This window comes from Lignipirellula cremea (assembly GCF_056501455.1).
Window position 1 is genome coordinate 1,591,372 of sequence record NZ_CM151415.1, and the last position, 17,487, is coordinate 1,608,858.

General features: G+C 66.1%; 10 protein-coding genes. 1 reads left to right on the forward strand and 9 read right to left on the reverse strand.

Annotated features, from left to right (window positions below; all coding sequences use genetic code 11):
• Positions 1-52: 52 nt before the first annotated feature.
• From SH602x_RS06220 to carA, 9 genes are all read right to left on the reverse strand, one after another.
• Positions 53-2,197, reverse strand: coding sequence for a mu-protocadherin- cell-suface protein (locus SH602x_RS06220; RefSeq protein WP_479475958.1), 2,145 nt, complete (start codon positions 2,195-2,197; stop codon positions 53-55).
• Complete coding sequence (locus SH602x_RS06225) at positions 2,194-3,165, reverse strand: SgcJ/EcaC family oxidoreductase (RefSeq protein WP_479475959.1); 972 nt, start codon at positions 3,163-3,165, stop codon at positions 2,194-2,196. Before SH602x_RS06225 ends, SH602x_RS06220 begins: the two co-directional genes overlap by 4 nt.
• A gap of 191 nt (positions 3,166-3,356) precedes the next feature.
• Positions 3,357-5,330 carry a mu-protocadherin- cell-suface protein gene (locus SH602x_RS06230; RefSeq protein WP_479475960.1) on the reverse strand — a complete coding sequence of 658 codons (1,974 nt, stop codon included), beginning with the start codon at positions 5,328-5,330 and terminating at the stop codon, positions 3,357-3,359.
• Complete coding sequence (locus tag SH602x_RS06235) at positions 5,327-6,415, reverse strand: YybH family protein (RefSeq protein WP_479475961.1); 1,089 nt, start codon at positions 6,413-6,415, stop codon at positions 5,327-5,329. Before SH602x_RS06235 ends, SH602x_RS06230 begins: the two co-directional genes overlap by 4 nt.
• Before the next feature lie 326 nt (positions 6,416-6,741).
• On the reverse strand, positions 6,742-7,557 hold the full coding sequence (locus SH602x_RS06240; protein WP_479475962.1) for an SDR family NAD(P)-dependent oxidoreductase: 816 nt from the start codon (positions 7,555-7,557) through the stop codon (positions 6,742-6,744).
• Positions 7,558-7,661: 104 nt separating this feature from the next.
• Positions 7,662-9,776 (reverse strand): prepilin peptidase, encoded by a 2,115-nt coding sequence (locus SH602x_RS06245; protein ID WP_479475963.1) that lies wholly within the window; start codon positions 9,774-9,776, stop codon positions 7,662-7,664.
• Between the two features lie 202 nt (positions 9,777-9,978).
• Positions 9,979-12,006: an ABC transporter ATP-binding protein gene (locus SH602x_RS06250; RefSeq protein ID WP_479475964.1), complete on the reverse strand. Its 2,028-nt coding sequence runs from the start codon at positions 12,004-12,006 to the stop codon at positions 9,979-9,981.
• Positions 12,007-12,277: 271 nt separating this feature from the next.
• Positions 12,278-13,078: an alpha/beta hydrolase family protein gene (locus SH602x_RS06255; protein ID WP_479475965.1), complete on the reverse strand. Its 801-nt coding sequence runs from the start codon at positions 13,076-13,078 to the stop codon at positions 12,278-12,280.
• 2 nt (positions 13,079-13,080) lie between these two features.
• Positions 13,081-14,241 carry a glutamine-hydrolyzing carbamoyl-phosphate synthase small subunit gene (gene carA / locus SH602x_RS06260; RefSeq protein ID WP_479475966.1) on the reverse strand — a complete coding sequence of 387 codons (1,161 nt, stop codon included), beginning with the start codon at positions 14,239-14,241 and terminating at the stop codon, positions 13,081-13,083.
• Between the two features lie 623 nt (positions 14,242-14,864).
• Between carA and SH602x_RS06265 the strand changes: the two genes are divergently transcribed.
• On the forward strand, positions 14,865-17,381 hold the full coding sequence (locus SH602x_RS06265) for an L-sorbosone dehydrogenase (protein WP_479475967.1): 2,517 nt from the start codon (positions 14,865-14,867) through the stop codon (positions 17,379-17,381).
• Positions 17,382-17,487 lie beyond the last annotated feature (106 nt).

Here is a 17,487-nt window from a genome sequence, read left to right on the forward strand (position 1 = left end):
TGCCGACCGTGCCGTCTCACGGCGGAGAGATGGGACGCTGGTCGCGTGATCGCTACGGCATCGACGCCGTAGCGTCGCCTTCGGGTTCCTCCAGCCGGACGAAGAGCCAGCTTTCGGTCCGTTCGGTTCCGAAGTGGGCGAACACCGGGGCCTCGTCCTGGGTCAGGTTGTAGAGCCCCGTTTCGAGTACGAAGGTCTCGCTTTCTCCGACGCGGATGGCGACCCGCTGCGTCTCGCGATCGACCTGCCCCTGCACCGCGTAGGCCTCGTCGGTCGCCTCGTTGAACATCGTCCCGCTGACGATGCCTTCGCGATCGACGGCAAGCTGGATCACTCGCGTGGGATCGACGTCGTGCTCTTCCGTCGAGACGGCGAACGTGCCGAGCGACATCCATTCCGCCTGCATCGCCTGTTCTTCGCTCTCCGGCGGCGGAACGGTCGCGAGATCCATCGCGCTCTGCACGAACTCTTCAGAGGTCGCGATCTTGGCCCCGTTCATGAACACGGCGTCGCCTTCGAAGTAGAGGTTCCCGCCCGGGCCGTAGTCGAAAAAGACAGGCTGCTGCCAGACGGTCGTGTGCTGCGGCGCCCAGACGAACCAGTTGCGGACCGAGACGAAGTTCGGCGTGCTCCACCAGAAGCTCCACGGCTGAACGGGAAACCAAATCTGATGCCGCCAGACCGGCTGGAAGTGCGGGTGACGATGCCACCAAGTCGGCGACGACCAGACGCTCGAACGGCGCGACCAGTGCACGCGGACAGAGTTGCCCCAGCCGCGTCGGACGTCGATGCGGTGGCGATGATCGACCTGCCAGTTCCGGACGCCTCCGACCTGGACGTTGATGTTGTTGCGGATCTGCGTGTTGCGACTGTTGTCGATGTTCACCCACGTCGGTCGCACGTTGATGTTCGTATTCCGCCGCGTGACGCCCGGGTTGATGGGACGTCCCATTCCCAGGAAGTCGCCTAGATCGCCGGTCGAGGGCCGTCCGCCAGAACCGGGACGATTCGGAAGGGGCGCACCGCCGGGGCCCCCCAGCGAGGGCCAACTGGGACGGTTCGGAGCGGTAATCCCTGAGCCCGGTCGGTCCGGGCGAGTGATGCCGGGACGCTCGGGAAGCGTAGTTCCGCCGCCGATGCCCGGTCGGTCCGGACGATTCACGCCGGGCCGGTTTAAGTCAGGCCGGTTCAAATCAGGCCTAGATAAGTCCGGCCGATTCACGCCGGGCCGGTTCAGGTCAGGTCGAGTCAAGTCAGGTCGATTGTCGCCGGGCCGGTTCAAGTCGGGCCGGTTGACGCCCGGCCGATCGGGCAGGGCGATGCCGCCCCCTGCGCCGGGTCGGTTCGGCAAGTTGATTCCGCTGCCGGCGCCAGGCCGGTTCGGCGCATTGCCGCCGCCGATGCCCGGTCGATCGGGCAGGGTCACGGCCCCGCCGGCGCCAGGCCGATTCGGCAGATTGGCGCCGCCGCCTGCGCCGGGACGATTCGGCGCGTTGCCGCCGCCGATACCTGGCCGCTCGGGAGCGTTGTTGCCGCCGCCTGCGCCGGGCCGATTGGGAACGTTTCCGCCGCCTCCGCCTGTCCCGGGCCGATTGGGTAGGTTCCCGCCGCCGACGTCTGGTCGATTCGGCGCGTTGCCTGCGCCGGCGCCAGGTCGGTTGGGGACATTGATTCCGCCGCCGCCCACGCCGGGTCGGTTCGGAGCGTTGCCGCCTCCTCCGCCAGTTCCCGCCCCGGGCCGATTGGGTAGATTCCCGCCGCCGCCAGGTTGGTTCGGCGCATTGCCGGCGCCGGGTCGATTCGGAACGTTGATTCCGCCTGCACCCGCGCCGGGTCGGTTCGGCAGGTTGCCAGCTCCCGCTCCGGGTCGATTCGGCACGTTTCCTGCGCCGGGACGATTGGGAACGTTGATCCCGCCGCCGCCGACTCCTGGTCGATTCGGCGCATTGCCCGCGCCTGCGCCCGGTCGATTGGGAACGTTGATCCCGCCGCCGCCGCCGGGACGGTTCGCTCCGCCCCCCGCGTTAGGACGATTGGGAGCGTTGCCGCCGCCGCCTCCTGCGCCGGGTCGATTGGCTCCAGCCCGAGAGGCAGCGGCCCGTCCGGCGGCGCCGTCCAGCCGTGCCTCCGCGAGCGGCGCGAACGCCAGCGAAAGGCCTATCGCCGCCAGTCCGATCGCGAACGTGAGTTTTCTCATTGCCCTTCCCCTTCTTCGAGAGCGCTCGGGGCGGGCGATTCTTCCGACGGCATCGCTTCCGATTCTTCGATCGCAGTTCCTGCTTCGGAACCGGCCTGCTCCTGAACGCGACGCATGGTGACCGCGTCGCGAGTCGGTTGCGGTTCGCCGTCGATCTCGTGGCCGATCAGTCGGAGCGTCGCCGTATCGTCCTCGATGCGGGTCAGCACGAACGTTCCTGAAGCGTGGCGCCCGTCGCTGAGGGTCTGGCTCGACCGGATGGTCCAGTCGTCGCCGCTGCGGATCCAGGTTCCGTCGCCGAAGCTTCCGTCGGCGTCGAACGTCCAGGAGCGAATCTGCCCCGCGCGAGGGTCCCAGCCGATGATCTGCGTTCCGCGGCGGAGCGCTTCGTCGCCGATCTGCGTCTGAAACGTCCGCAAGAGGAAGGCGCCGTCGTCGGACCATCGAAAGGCGCTTTCGATCCGCGCCTCGTCCGAATCGTCGACCCAGGTTCCGACGAGCCACTCCAGATCGCTCAGGCGATCCGTCGGCGCCGGCGCGGGATCCGTACGTTCCGTGATCGAATCGATCTGCCAGGCGCCGTCGCGCAGCACGAGCGCGGCGGAAAAGAGCGACGCGGAGGGCTCTTCGCCCGGATGCTCGATGGTCGAGCGACCGCTGACGAGCGCCGCCTCGGGCGTGAGCATGCGGATCGAATCGATTTCGCCGGAGAGCCGAGCTTCCGGACGAGTCTCGAACGCCGTCGCGAGGCCCGCGGCGATCGCCTGGCGACCCTCTTTTCGTTCGCCCGTGTCCTGGTCGACGTGTACGGCCGTTTCAGCCCACGTGGCCGCCGCCGCGGACAGGTCGTGCGCGTTGAAGGCCTCGACGTACGACGACAGCGCGGCGCGGATCGCCGGTTCGTCGCCGCGGGCGAGAGAGTGCGTCGCCAAACAGGCGGCGAACGCGAAAGCGAGCCAGCGATTCATGCCTTCCCGATCAGAAGAGGAATGCGAGCCGGGGTCCGTCCCGACGATCCGCCAGGCGGCGGACCTTCGGATCGAACCTCTGCAGCGTGCTCAGGATGCGTCGATCGATCAAGCGAACGTGCGAACAGCGTTTCGCCGGCCGCACGTTCTGTCGCGACGTCCTGCGGCGTCGCGACGCGTTCAACTCTACGTCACGGCGTCGAGGTCGTCGTCGCATCCTCAGCCGGCGGTTCCTCCAGCCGGACGAAGAGCCAGTTCTCAGTCCGCTCGGTTCCGTAGTGGGCGAGGACAGGAGCCTCGTTCTGAGTCAGGTTGTAGAGGCCCGCTTCGAGAACGAGCGATTCGCTGTCGCCGACCCGGAACGCGACGCGCTGGGTCTCCTTGTCGACCTGACCCTGGACGGCGTAGGACTGGTCCGTGCTTTCGTTGTACATCGTCCCGCTGACGATGCCCTGCTTGTCGACGGCAAGCTGAATCACCCGCGTCGGATCGACGTCTTTCTCTTCCGTCGAAACGGCGAACGTTCCCAGCGGCAGCCATTCCGCCTGCTGGGCCTGCTCCTCGGTCGCGGGAGGCGGAACCGTCGCGAGAGCCATCGCGCTCTGGGCGTATTCGTCCGCCGAAGCGATCTGCTCTCCGTTCACGTAGACGACGTCGTTGTCGTAGTAGACGTTCCCGCCCTGACCGTAGTCATAGTAGGCAGGCTCCTGCCAGACCGGAGACGTGTTCGACCAACTGAACCAGCTCGTGCATGCGGCGAACGTCGGAACGGTCCACCAGTAAGACCATCCACGGTTCGCGAAGCTGTGGCCGTAGCTCCATCCTGCCCAACTGTGATTGTGGTTGTTCCACCAGTTCGGCCCGAAACAGTCATTGCGGCGATAGTTCCAGTTGCCGCGCACGTCGTTCCCCCAGACGCCGCGGTTCGCGATGCGATTCGCGTTACCGTTCTGCCAGGTCCGCATGCCGCCGATCTGATTGCCGATGCGGTTGTCGATGTCGGCCACGCGGCTGTTGTCGATGTTCGCCCAGCTAGGCCTGTTGTTGATGACGTTGTTCTTGCGAACGTTGACGTTGTTGACGTTGATCGGTCGGTTGCGATCGGCCAGACCGACGCCCGGACCGCCTGGACGGTTGGGGCCAGGTCCGCCCGGGGTTCGATCGCCGGGACGAACGACGTCGCCAGGTCGATTCGGTCCCGGTCCGCCGGGCGTGCGATCGCCGGGACGAACGAGGTCGCCAGGTCGATTGGGAAAGTCTCCGCCGGGACGATTCGGGCCGAGTCCTCCTCCTCCGCCGGGTCGATTGGGCAGATCGATCTGCGTGCCGGCGCCTCCTTGTCCGGGCCGCATCGGACGATCGAGGCCCAGGAAGTCGCCCACGTCGCCGGGCGACGGTCGGCCCCCGCCGCCTGCGCCGGGGCGATTCGGTAGATTGCCGCCCGCACCCCCTCCAGGGCGATTCGCAAAGTCGATGCCGCCGCCGGGACGATTTCCGCCTGGCCCGCTTCCGCCCGGTCGATCGGGCAAGTCAAGTCCGCCGCCCGGACGATTGGGCAGGTTGCCGACGCCGGGACGATTTCCGCCCGGACCTTCGCCGCCGGGACGCTTCGGAAGATCGATGCCTCCGCCCGGGCGGTCGTTTCCGCCTGGCCGATTGGCGAGATTACCGCCGCCAGGACGGTTGCCGCCGCCGGCTCCGCCGCCGCCTAGCGAAGGAAGGCTCGGTCGGTTGCCGGGCGAGTTTCCGCCGCCGATGTTCGGACGATTGCCGCCGCCGGCTCCGACGCCCACATTCGGACGGTTGCCGCTACCGCCTGGCTTGAGACCGCCGCCGCCCTGACCCGGATTCGGCCGAGAAGGCGTCGACGGTCGATTCACCTGGGGCCGGCTCGCCGCCGGTCGGTTCATGTTCGGAGCGGAGGCGTGTCCTCCGCCTCCGAGGCTGCCCATGCTGGGGCGATGGGCTGCCCCTCCTCCTCCGCCGACGTTCGGCCGTCCGCCGCCGCCGCCTCCCGGTCGCGCCCCTCCGCCTCCTGCTGGTCGAGCGCCGCCGCCGGCATGCGAGCCGCCGCCGCCGCCTCGCAGGCTTGCGTCAGCGGATGAGACGAGAACCAGCGACACCAGAACTGCCGCCGAGCCGATCGCGTACGAAAGTCGTTTCATCGCTGGTTCCTCCCCGCACGAGGAGCCGGCGCCGGTATCGCTGCCGGACGAAGACCGGGAACGACCGGCGCCGGGCGCACTGCCGGGGCAGGCGCGATTTGCGGTTGCGGTAGCGGCGCCGCCGCAGGAATCGGCGCGGCCGCGGGAGCCGCTTCCGAAGCCGGCGCGACTCCCGACGGATCGCCGGAAGTCGCGTCCGTCGAAGCTTCGTCCGTCTGAACCCGTCGCATCGTCACGGGCTCGCCGGAGGCTTGCGGTTCGCCTTCGATTTCATGCCCGATCAGGCGCAGCGTCGCGGTCTGATCGTCGACGCGCGCGAGGACGAACGTGCCGGAGGCGGCGCTTCCGTCGCTGAGCGTCTGGTTCGAGCGGATGATCCATTCGCTGCCGCTCTTGCTCCACACGGCTTCGCCGAACGAGCCGTCCGAGTCGAACGTCCACGATCGGATCTGTTGTCCGCGAGGATCCCAACCGATCACCTGCGTGCCGCGGCGAGCGATCTCGTCGCCGACCTGGGCATCGAACGATCGCAGCAGAAAGGCGCCGTCGTCGGTCCAGCGGAATTTCGTGACGATCCGGACGTCCTCCGATTCGTCGACCCAGGAGCCGACGAGCCATTCCAGTTCTCGCAAAGCGGTCGCCGCCGTCGGTACGGGAGCCGCGCGCTCGGTGATCGAGTCGATCAGCCAGGCGCCTTCCTGCCGCACCAGCGTCGCCGAGAACAACGAAACGACGGGTTCCTCGCCCGGCGTTTCGATCATGGAACGCCCGGTGACCGCGGCCACGTCAGGCGTCACCATTCGAACGGTCTCGACCTCGCCGACAAGCTTCGCCTGGGGGCGTCGCTCCATCGCGGCAGAGATGTCCGCGGCGATCGCCTCGCGACCCTCGGTCGTTTTGCCCAGATCGTCGTCGACATGAACGGCCGACGGCGACCAGGTCGCGGTCACCTTCGGAAGGTCGTGCGCATTGAACGCGTCGACGTACTGCTTGATCGCAGCACGTACGGTCGGCTCGTCGGCGAATGCCGCGCCGGTCGCAGCCGCGAGGGAAACGGCGAATGCCAAAACGAAGTGGCGACTCATGCAGTCTGACTCCTGAAATGCCAACCAGCGAGACGATCGAGAGACCCTCGACCGACGCGGATTCACTCGCGGAAAAGACGTTACGAATCCGTGACGAGCGTCGCCACGAATCGGGGATCGTCGAACGACGCAGAAAGGACGAGATCGCAGAGGAGGAGCGTGATCGCGTTTCGTCGAAAACTTGTCGCGATCGTACCCGCCTTCGAATCAGCATCGCGGTCCGTCGGTGCGGAATCTACGCGCCGTCGGCAAGATTCGACGATTTTTCACGCACGGCCAATCCGTCGCTCTCGCAGGAAGCTGCGGCTCACGGGTTCGACGCAGACTCAGATCGAGCTGCCATCGACGCACTCGGCGTAGATCGATCGACCGCCATCGACCGGCAGCGCGACGCCGGTGAGGAAAGGGCCTTCGGCCAGGAAGAGGACGGCGTCGGCCACGTCCTCGGGCGTCCCTTCGCGCTTGAGCAACGACTGGCGGACGACGGCCTGACGAAGGCTTTCGTCGGCATCCTCGGGCAGCAGCGTCGGGCCCGGGAGGACAGCGTTCACGCGGACGCGAGGATTCCGGGATGCGAGTTCGACCGCCAGGCTGCGCGTGGTCGCGATCACGGCGCCCTTGGACGGAAAGTAGGCGGCGTAATCGAGGTAGGGTCGGACCGTCGCCCAGTCGCCGAAATTGACGATCGCTCCGCCCGTCGGCTGGGCGACCATCGTCAGGCCGAACGCCCGGCAGCAGAGAAACGTTCCGAGCGCGTTGATCTCGAAATGGCGACGCACGTCCTCGGGCGTGACGTCCTCGAGCTTCTGCGACTCCCAGATCGCGGCACAGTTGACGAGAACGTCCGCTCGACCGAAGCGACTCAGGACGTCGTCATGAAACGCGGCGATCTGCGCCGCATCGGCCAGGTCGGCGGCGAAGGCATCGGCGTCGATGCCTTCCGCCTGAAGCTGCTCCGCCGTTTCCCGGGCAGGATCGAGCGAACGATTCGCATGCAGCGCGACGCGATACCCGCGCGCCGCGAAACGCAGAGCGACCGTCCTTCCGAGGCGGTCCGCGCCGCTGCCGGTGATCACGGCGACGGGGGACGTCGTCCCGAAGAGCGACGTCAGGCGCTGCGGAATCGACGGTTCTACGGTCATGACGAGCGGGCGGGTGAGCGGCGAAAGACGGATCGCTCTCTAACCGCAATCGGGGCGTTGCAAGTTAACGCGTAGCAGCCGGCTTCATGATCGCAGAAGCGCGCTCACGCCTTCGGCGCCGCGTAGAACTCCTGGATCCGGTCCCACGCCTCGGCCGCGGTATCCGCGAACTCCATCAGCTCGAGGTGGGAGTCGCGGATGACCCCTTCGTCGGCGAGGTACTGGAAGTTGACCACGTTCTCCCAGTACTCGCGACCGACGAGGATGATGGGGATGACCGGCATGCGGCCCGTCTGGGTCAGCGTGAGGACCTCGAACAGTTCGTCGAGCGTGCCGTATCCGCCCGGGAACACCACCAGCGCCTTCGCTCGCAACAGGAAGTGCATCTTCCTAAGCGCGAAGTAGTGGAACTGGAAGCAGAGCTCGGGCGTGATGTACGGGTTGGGGTGCTGCTCTTCCGGAAGGACGATGTTCAGGCCGATCGACTTCGCGCCGACGTCCATGGCGCCGCGATTGGCGGCCTCCATCGCTCCGGGACCGCCGCCCGTGATGATCACGTATTCCTTCGGGTGATCGTGGAGATGGGCCTTCGAGACCAGTCGCCCGAATTCGCGGGCTTCGTCGTAATAACGGCTCTTCGCCAGGATGCGTTCGGCCTTCAGCAGTTCCCGCTGCGCGAGGAAGTCCTCCGGCGCTTTCTCGATCGCTGCGCGAGCGCGTTCCAGGCGCGTCTCCGCATCCGCTCGCTCGACGACCTGGGTGCCGCCGAACACGACGATCGTGGAGTGGATTTCCTGTTCCGTCAGCGCCAGTTCGACCTTCAGCAGTTCGAGCTGCAGCCGAACGGGGCGAAGGCCTTCGCGGTGGAGGAAATCGACGTCCTTGTAGGCGACACGGTAGCTGGGCGAGGCGATGATCGCCTTCAGGTTCGCCTGCTCCTCCGGCGTGAGCGTCCCGACCGCCGGGTCGGTCGGATAGGATCCGTCCGAAAAACCGGGTTCTGCGTTCGGGACCGTCGGCGACGGTTCTTCGGGCAGGTCGATGCCGTCGCGGCCCACCGCCTCGATATCGGAGATCGAATCGGATTCGCGTTTCGGGTCGGAACGATCTTCCATGAGCGGCAGATCCTTCTCTGGTTCGGGTAGGAGAGATTCAGCAAAGTGTAGGACGACCCGGCCCAGGAGCAGAGCGGCCGCGAAGGAAATCCACGCGATCCACCCGGGCAGATCCTCCAATCGGCGCCACGCGTCGTTCGCGAACGGCAGCGCGGCGAAGCCGACCGCCGCGGTCGCGTACCACGTCAGCGTCTGGCCGAACGGTCGCTTCGCCTCCGTCGCGCGGGCGACGAACGAGGCGACGATCTGCACCAGAATCGCCAGCAGGATCACGAGAGCCGCCGCCTGCCAGCCGCAGATCACCCCCAGCGTCGCGGCGCCGAGCGAGAAGCTTCGATCGCGTTGACCGTCGGACGGGAAGCGCGCGATGCGCGCGGCGACCGTCGCGAGCCCCCCGCCGATGCAGACGGCCAGGAACCGGTCCGCCTGCGGCAGGGGCGACGAGAATCCGAAGTCGAGCGCCTGAATCCTCGGATCCCATGCGACGGCGACGACTGCGGCCAGGAGTATCGGAATCCAGATCCATGCGGAGGCGAACTTGCCGTCCCGGCGGATCATGCCGACCGAGAATGCCGTCGCAAGCCATCCCAGGTGTAGAAGACCGCCTGCCCAGAGCATCGCGAGCGGCAGCCGAGTCCTTTCGTTCCCCAATGTCATCAGCGGCTGATCCGCGACGATTTCTACGCCGGCCACGATCGCGAACGTCAGCGCCAGGATCGCTTCGACGATCGGGTAACGCGGCGAGATCTCGAGGCCGCAGTCGCGACAACTTCCGTGCAAACGTATCCAGCCGAGAATCGGAACGTTATCCGAAAGCCGGATGCGATGTTCGCACTTCGGACAACGGGAAGGCGGATAGAAGAGATTCAGGCCTGCCGGAACGCGGTAGATCACCACGTTCAGAAAGCTGCCGATGCAGGCTCCGAGACAGAAAAACCAGAAGACGAAAAACGTCGGGAGCGCGTACGGAACGGTCAGTTCCAGCCAGCGCGCGAGTTGGACGTCGTCGGGGAAGAACATGAACGCGAAGCGAGGCGGACAGACGCGGAGCGAGAGCGGCGCGTCCTCGAAAGCGGTCAGTATAGAGGGATGCCGCCGCTCCAAGTCTGACCGAGACTTCCGTGCGCGACCGCTCGAACGCTAGTCAGTTCGCTCGACGACAAGTTCCCGGGGATCGATGCAGCGATCATGCGGGTTTTGCGGCCGAGCGACGACTTGTGTGCCATGGCTGACCTGGCCAGCCGTGCCGAATTGCAAGCACGGCTGGACGAGCAGCCATGGCACACGCGAAGAAGCCAGGGCGGTCTCAGTTGGCCGCGGTTTCTTCCGCGTCGAGTTCGGAGATTGCCAACTCCGCCGACCCCTCCAGATCGAATGACAGCGTCGTCGCCTGGCGTTCGATCATCTGGCGATAGACGCCGCGGCGGGCCATCAGGTCCCGATGCGTCCCCTGCTCGACGATGCGACCACGATCGAGCACGAGGATTCGGTCGGCGTGCAGGATCGTGCTCAGACGATGGGCGATAACGAAGCTCGTCCGACCCTGCATGAGCGTCTTCATGCTCTCCTGAATCGCCCGTTCGCTCTCGGTATCGAGATTGCTTGTCGCCTCGTCCAGGATCAGGATCCGCGGGTCGGCGAGGATCGCCCGAGCGATCGCCAGCCGCTGACGCTGCCCCCCGGAAAGGCGCACGCCCCGCTCGCCGATGACGGTGTCGTATCCCTCGGGCAACTCCCGAATGAACTCGTCGGCGTAGGCGGCTTCGGCGGCGACGACGACTTCGCTTCGCGTCGCGCTCCGCGCGGCGTACTTGATGTTGTCCTCGATCGTTCCGTCGAAGAGAAAGACGTCCTGTTCGACGACGCCGAGCAGCCGGCGGAACGACGCCAGGTCGATTTCCTTCAGCGACGTGCCGTCGAGTTCGACGACGCCGGACGTCGGATCGTGAAAGCGGGTCGCCAGGTTGCAGAGCGTGCTTTTGCCCGCGCCGCTGCGCCCGACGAGCGCGATCATCTGCCCCGGCTCGGCGCGAAGGTTGATGTCCTCGAGCACGAGCTGTTCTTGCCCGGGATAGCGGAACGAAACGTCGCGGAAGACGATCTCGCCCGCCACCTCCGTAGGCCGAAGCACGCGTCCGCCCGTTTCGCCCTGGAACTCCTGATCCTCTTCGAGCAGATCGAGCACGCGATCGAGCGCGGCGAGCTGCGTTTGGAACGAGGCGGCGCTCGCCGCGAGGGTCGCCAGCGGTCCCAGCAGCATGCCGAGATAGACCAGGAACATCGCCAGCTCGCCCAGCGTCAGTTCGCCCTTGAGGACCAGCGTCCCGCCGTAGATCAGCAGCGCGATCGACGCCGCGGGAACGACCGTCTCCCACACCAGTTCGATCAGTCGCGACCACCACCAGGCCAGCAGTTGCTGGCGGACCATCACGTGGTTGCCGGTGACGAAGCGGTTGCGTTCGCTGGTCTCGCGACCGAAGGCGCGGACCACTCGCATGCCGGCGAAGGCTTCGGTCGCGTTGCCGTCGACCTGCTCGCGTTTGGCTTTGATGCGGCGATGGACGGGGCGAATCCGGGCGATCCAGGTGCGATGCGAGAAGTAGACGATCGGCAGGAGCGCGATGCCCCCGACGAGCAGGCGCCAGTCGACGATCGCCAGCACGATCATCGACCCGACGAGCTGAATCACCGCTCGCCAGGGATTGTAGATCATGCTGAAAATCAGCTCGGCGACGCTGCCGGCGTCTTCGCGCAGCAGCGACGCCACGCCGCCCGACTTGATCTGGGAGATCTTGTGCAGCGGCAGACGCATGGCGTGATCGAACGCTCGCTTGCGGAGCGCGACGGTCACCTTGTTCGTCAGCAGCGTCGCATGCCAGCGACCCCACAAGCCGACGCCGATGCCGAGGAACGTCACCAGCGCCGTGACCGCCCCGATCTGCCAGAGCTGCGTCGTCGGGTCGGAGGAGATCGGCAGCCGGCGAATCAAGTCCGGGAACGGCTGGTCGCCCAGGACGTTGTCGATCGCCAGCTTCGTCGCATAAGGCGGAACGAGGCCGATGACCGTGGCGACGGTCAACGCCGCCAGCGTCGCCGCCATGGCGCCGCGAAAGCCCCGAAGCTGTCCCCAGAACTCCGCGAGGAGTTGCTTGATCGAGCGATGTCGACGCAAACGACGGTTCGGATCGTCCCCCTTCTTGGCCGAGCCGTGGCCCGAATGGCCAGAAACGTCGAGCGGCGCGGCATGAGGAGAGCCGCCGGGGCGAAGCTTCGCCTCCTTGCGGACTTCCTCCAGGAAGCGGCGGAACTGGGACTTGCTGCTGGTTCGCTGCATCGACACGCAAGGCGAAGGGGGAGATCACGATCCGTGCAGGGTCGTAAACTCGACTCGCCCGCCGCGGCGCAGGATTATACGCGGCAGTCCTGCTTTCGGACGAAAATCCGCCGTAACGTTCGGAACGGAAAGCGATTCGGGCGACGCTGACTCTTCGTCTGACTCGTCGATCCTTCTGAGCGGGGGGTGTGAACTCCCCGAATTCCGGTCGATCGGTCGCTTGAAGACTCGGGGGGTTCACACCCCCCGCTCAGAACGAAGATGCAGCCGCTCACATCGAGCCGGCGACTCCGCTGCGCCCTTCGGCGCCGAGGGCGAAGCGAATCCAGGAACTGATCGCCCCGGCCGTCCACGCCGGCGCCTGTCGATCGCCGACCAGCAGGTGGTCGGCGCCCTCCAGCGTGAACAGCGATTTCGACCCGCCCGCCGCGTCGAACAGCTTGAGCGCGTGTTCGTAGTCGACCGTCTCGTCGCTCGGCGAATGAAGGACCAGGAGGGGCCGCTGAAAAGCGCTCAGCGACGCCAGCAGATCGTGCCGGCCCAGATCCTCGAAAAATTCGTCGCGAAGGCGATACGCGATGCCGCCCACCTCGATCTGCCAGAGCCCCTCGCCCGCCGGTTTCCGCAGGGAGACCTGAAACCGCTGGAGCGCCGTCGTCGTGCTCGGCGCGGCGAGCGTGATCAGACCGCGGACGTCGTCGTTCGTAGAAGCCGTCAGAATCGATGCGGCTCCGCCCAGGCTATGCCCCAGCAGGAAGAGAGGCGCGTCGACCAGCGATCGGGCGTAAGCGATCGCCCGGGAAAGATCCTGCACGTTCGTCGACAGCGACGTCCGCGAGAAGTCGCCGCGACTTTCGGCCAGACCTGTCATGTCGAAGCGGAAAGCCGCGATGCCGGCGTTCGCGAGTTCCGCGGCTATCCGCTTGATCGCCTTGTAGTCCTTCGAGCAGGTGAAGCAGTGGGAGATGACGACCAGCGCCGCCGGGTCTCCCTCTTCCGGCGTCTCCAGCCGCGCAGCCAGCAGCGAGTCCTGATGGCCGGTGAAGAACTCGCGGCGACTGAGGTGGGGCATTCCTACCGACTTCCCGCGGTCGACTCTTCGCGGCGCTTCAGCATGGCATCACGGAATTGACGGAAGAGGTAGCGGCTGTCGTGCGGGCCGGCAGAACTCTCGGGGTGGTACTGCACGCTGAAGGCAGGCAGTTCGCGATGGCACAGGCCCGCGACGGTGTCGTCGTTCAGATGCCGATGCGTCACGCGGAGCTCGGGCGGCAGCGTCGCTTCGTCGACCGCGAAACCGTGATTCTGCGCGGTGATCTCGACCTTCCCCGAATCGAGATTCTGAACCGGCTGATTCGCTCCGCGGTGACCGAACTTCAACTTGAACGTCTTGGCGCCGCAGGCCAGGCCGAACAACTGATGCCCGAGACAGATGCCGAAGATCGGCTGTCTGGGCAAAAGGTCCCGGATCGTTTCGATGGCGTAGTCGAGAGGTTCCGGATCGCCGGGGCCGTTCGAGAGGAATACGCCGTCGGGGTTATGCGAGAGTACTTCTTCCGCGCTCGCGGTGCCGGGAAGAATCGTGACGCGGCAACCTTCGTCGTAGAGGTGCCGCGCGATGTTCCACTTCATGCCGAAGTCGAGCGCGACGACGTGCAGCTCTTCTTCGCCGTTCGATCGGGGCGTCGTTTCTCCCTGCAGCAGGGCCCATTCGTTGAGCGAATCGGACCACTGTCGCGCCTGGGGCGTCAGGACTTCGCGAACCAGATCGCGTCCGACGAGCCCCGGGCTTTTCCTGGCCTTCTCGACGAGCGAGGCATCGTCGAGATCGACCGAGGAGATCACGCCCTTCATCGCCCCCTTCGTGCGAAGCAGTCGCACCAGAGCTCGCGTGTCGATCCCTTCGAGGCCGACGACGCCATGCTTCGCGAGGTAATCGTCGAGCGAGCCGGCGCTGCGAAAGTTGCTCGCGACGCGGCTGTTCTCGCGGACGATGAACCCGGCCATGTGCGGGCGATCGGATTCGACGTCCTCGGCGTTGACGCCGTAGTTGCCGATCATCGGATAGGTCATCGCGACGATCTGCCCGCGATAACTCGGGTCGGTCAGGATTTCCTGATACCCGGTCATCGACGTGTTGAAGCAGACCTCGCCGTCCGCTTCGCCGCTGGCGCCGAAGGCGCGACCGACGAAGACGCTGCCGTCTTCGAGCGCAAGCTTGGCGATACCCGTCATTCGCTGTTCGATCCCTTAGAGCGTGGAGTCTCTATTTCGATGCCCCGCAGGGCTGCGTCGTCGCCAGGTTGTGCGTCGATATTCGTTCGGCCCGTCCCGCCCTTCTTCGTCGCTTCCTGCGACGAACGCAGTCTGGCTGCGCACTGCAGCAGACTGCCTGATCCTGGAGATTCGGGGGAATTGATACGAGCGGAGCCGGAGAGTTCAAGTCCTCGACCGCCGACAGCCGATCTCCGCTATGCGGTTGTAGCGCTGAAGACATCGTTGCTTCAGCAGAAGGGCTTTCGGAGCGGCGTCCGAAGGCCCTTTTTCTATTTGATCGAGGCGCTTCGGCCTTGGAGGTTCGGTCGTCGAAATTCGACGCAGCATAACCCGGCCCCGCTGGCGCGAAAAGGCGCTCCGTCGCTCGCAAGACGGCGCGTCGCCGCTAGCTCCTCCGCGCGCCGCTTGGCTACAATCGGCCTCGACCCGGCAATCCATCGGATCTCGCCGTCGCCACGGAGCCCGAATCACGGGGGACCGATTCCCCCGTCGGTCGGACCTCCATGCGATCGCGACGCCGATCGCATGGAGCCGCTTTCGTCAGTAACGCCGCTCTCCTTCCGCTTTCGACGAGCGCCGAGATGACCCACCGACGCTACCGATCCGCTCTCGCATCGCTCTTCTCCGTGGCATTGCTGTCGAGCGCACTGGTCGCCGCCGCGGCGCCGTTCGACGACGCCACGCCGGTCGAATCCATTCGCGTTCCCGAAGGCTTCCAGGTCGAGCGACTTTACGTCGTGCCGGGCGAATCGCAGGGTTCGTGGGTCAGCATGACCGTCGATCCGATGGGACGACTGATCGCGTCGGACCAGGCGGGCGGCCTCTACCGCATCACGGTTCCGGAGGAGGAAGGCGCCCAGGCGAGCGTCGAGAAGATCAGCGACAAGGTCGGCCACGCCCAGGGGCTGCTCTATGCGTTCGACAGTCTGTACGTGATGAGCCAGCCGCCTAATTCGCGGGGCGAAGGTCTTCTGTACCGTTTGACGGACGTGGACGGCGACGACGTTTTCGATCGCGCTGACGTCATCCTGAAGACGCGCGGTACGCCGGGCGAGCATGGCCCGCATGCGCTCGTGCTCGGACCGGACGGTCAGTCGATCTATCTCTGCGCCGGCAATCACACGGACGTGCCGCAGCTCTCGCAGAGCTACGTCCCGCGGATCTGGCAGGAAGATCAGTTGCTGCCGCGGATGTGGGATGCGCGCGGCCATGCGGTCGGCATCCTCGCGCCGGGCGGATGGATCTGCCGCCTGAACCCGGACGGAACCGACGTGACGCTGGTCAGCATGGGCTACCGGAACAGTTACGACTTCGCGTTCAACGACGCCGGGGACATCTTCACCTATGACTCCGATATGGAGTGGGACATCGGCACGCCATGGTATCGCCCCACGCGAATTTGCTTCGCGATGAAGGGGAGCGATTTCGGTTGGCGCGGCGGAAGCGGAAAATTCCCCGCGATTTATCCGGACACGTTGCCGGCGGTCGCGGACGTCGGCCCCGGTTCGCCTACCGGAGTCGTTTACGGCAGCGGCGCGAAATTTCCGGCGAAGTACCAGCGGTCGCTGTTCGCCGCCGACTGGAGCTACGGCACGATCTACTCCCTGGAGTTGCAGGCCGACGGAGCGGGCTACGTCGCAACGCCGGAGATTTTCTGCAGCGCGTCGCCCCTGCCGGTCGCGGACATGGTGATTCGCCCGCAGGACGGCGCCCTTTACTTCGTCATCGGCGGACGCGAGACGCAATCGGCGATCTACCGCATCCGCTACGTCGGATCTGAATCGACCGAACCGATCCCGACGGAGGTCGCGACCAACCCCGCGGCGGACCTTCGCCGAGAGTTCGAGGCGGCGCTGCTCGATCCGACGGCGGAGGTCGTCGAGAAGGCGCTCGGCGAACTCGATTCCGAAGATCGATACCTGCAGTACGCGGCCAGAACGCTGCTGGAAGCGTCGCCCAAGTCGCTATGGATCGAGAAGATCGGAGAGCTTTCTCCTGTCGCCCGGATTCAGGCCTGGATCGCGCTGGCGCGATCGTGGAACGGCGCAACCGCGCAAAGGACGCAGGTCGCCGCCCGCGGAGTCGCCTGGCTCTCGACGATCGACTGGACGACGCTTTCGCAGGACCAGCAGATCGACCTGCTCCGCGCGTACGGGCTGATCTTCGCCCGCCTCGGCGCTCCGGATGCGACTTCGCGGCAGTCCGTGCTCGACCAGGTCGCGGCGAGCTATCCGTCGAACGATCCGCCGCTGAACCAGGAATTGTGTCGCCTGCTGGTCTACCTGAACGCGCCGAACGTCGCGGAGACGACGCTCGACCTGATGGAACGCACGGCGTCGCAGGAAGAACAGATGCACTATGCCTATTGCCTGAGGGCGCTGGAGCAGGGCTGGACGCCGGCGACGCGGGAACGGTTCTTCGCATGGTTCAACGAAGCAGCCGCGCTCCGGGGCGGCATGTCGTTCGAAGGCTTCCTCGGCAACATCAAGCAGGAAGCCGTCGATCGCCTGCCCGCTGACGCGAAGAACGCTTTACGTCCGATCCTGAACGCGAAGATCGCCGCGGCGGAGCCGACCCTCGTGCCGCAGAATCGCGAAAAGGTGCAGACCTGGACGACCGACTCGCTCGTCGCCGCGCTCGCGGGCCTCGAAGGCGAACGGAATCTCGAACGGGGGCGAGCGATCTACGCGGAAGCGTCCTGCTTCAAGTGTCACCGCTTCGAGAGCGTCGGCGGCGTCGTCGGTCCCGACCTGACCGCAGCGGGCGGACGCTTCAGCGTGCGGGATCTGGCGGAGGCGATCGTCGACCCGGACAAGGTCATCTCCGACCAGTACGCCACGCAGCAGTTCGTTCTCGACGACGGACGCGTCGTCAGCGGTCGCGTCGTGAACCTGAAGGGCGAAAACCTGCGGGTGCTCACCAACCCGCTCGATCCGTCGACGATCGTCAACGTCGACCGGAGTACGGTCGAGCAGTCGCTGCCGGGCAAGACGTCGATGATGCCCAGCGGTCTGGTCGACTACTTCACCGCGGAAGAACTCGCCGACCTCGTCGCCTACATCCGCAGCGGCGCCGTGAAGACGATCGCGAAGAATTAGCGCAGCGGGGAATTCGTTTCTGTAGTCTTCGTAAGGTGGGTCAATGACCCGCCTGAGGCGAATTCGGTCAGGGGCTGACGACTGAACGCCCTGCTTCGATAGCTCC

Bases quoted from the DNA above. Each gene is read 5' to 3' on its own strand.
- SH602x_RS06250 (WP_479475964.1), bottom strand. From the start codon at position 12,006: ATGCAGCGAACCAGCAGCAAGTCCCAGTTCCGCCGCTTCCTGGAGGAA.
- SH602x_RS06255 (WP_479475965.1), bottom strand. From the start codon at position 13,078: ATGCCCCACCTCAGTCGCCGCGAGTTCTTCACCGGCCATCAGGACTCG.
- SH602x_RS06235 (WP_479475961.1), bottom strand. From the start codon at position 6,415: ATGAGTCGCCACTTCGTTTTGGCATTCGCCGTTTCCCTCGCGGCTGCG.
- carA (WP_479475966.1), bottom strand. From the start codon at position 14,241: ATGACGGGTATCGCCAAGCTTGCGCTCGAAGACGGCAGCGTCTTCGTC.
- SH602x_RS06225 (WP_479475959.1), bottom strand. From the start codon at position 3,165: ATGAATCGCTGGCTCGCTTTCGCGTTCGCCGCCTGTTTGGCGACGCAC.
- SH602x_RS06240 (WP_479475962.1), bottom strand. From the start codon at position 7,557: ATGACCGTAGAACCGTCGATTCCGCAGCGCCTGACGTCGCTCTTCGGG.
- SH602x_RS06230 (WP_479475960.1), bottom strand. From the start codon at position 5,330: ATGAAACGACTTTCGTACGCGATCGGCTCGGCGGCAGTTCTGGTGTCG.
- SH602x_RS06265 (WP_479475967.1), top strand. From the start codon at position 14,865: ATGACCCACCGACGCTACCGATCCGCTCTCGCATCGCTCTTCTCCGTG.
- SH602x_RS06220 (WP_479475958.1), bottom strand. From the start codon at position 2,197: ATGAGAAAACTCACGTTCGCGATCGGACTGGCGGCGATAGGCCTTTCG.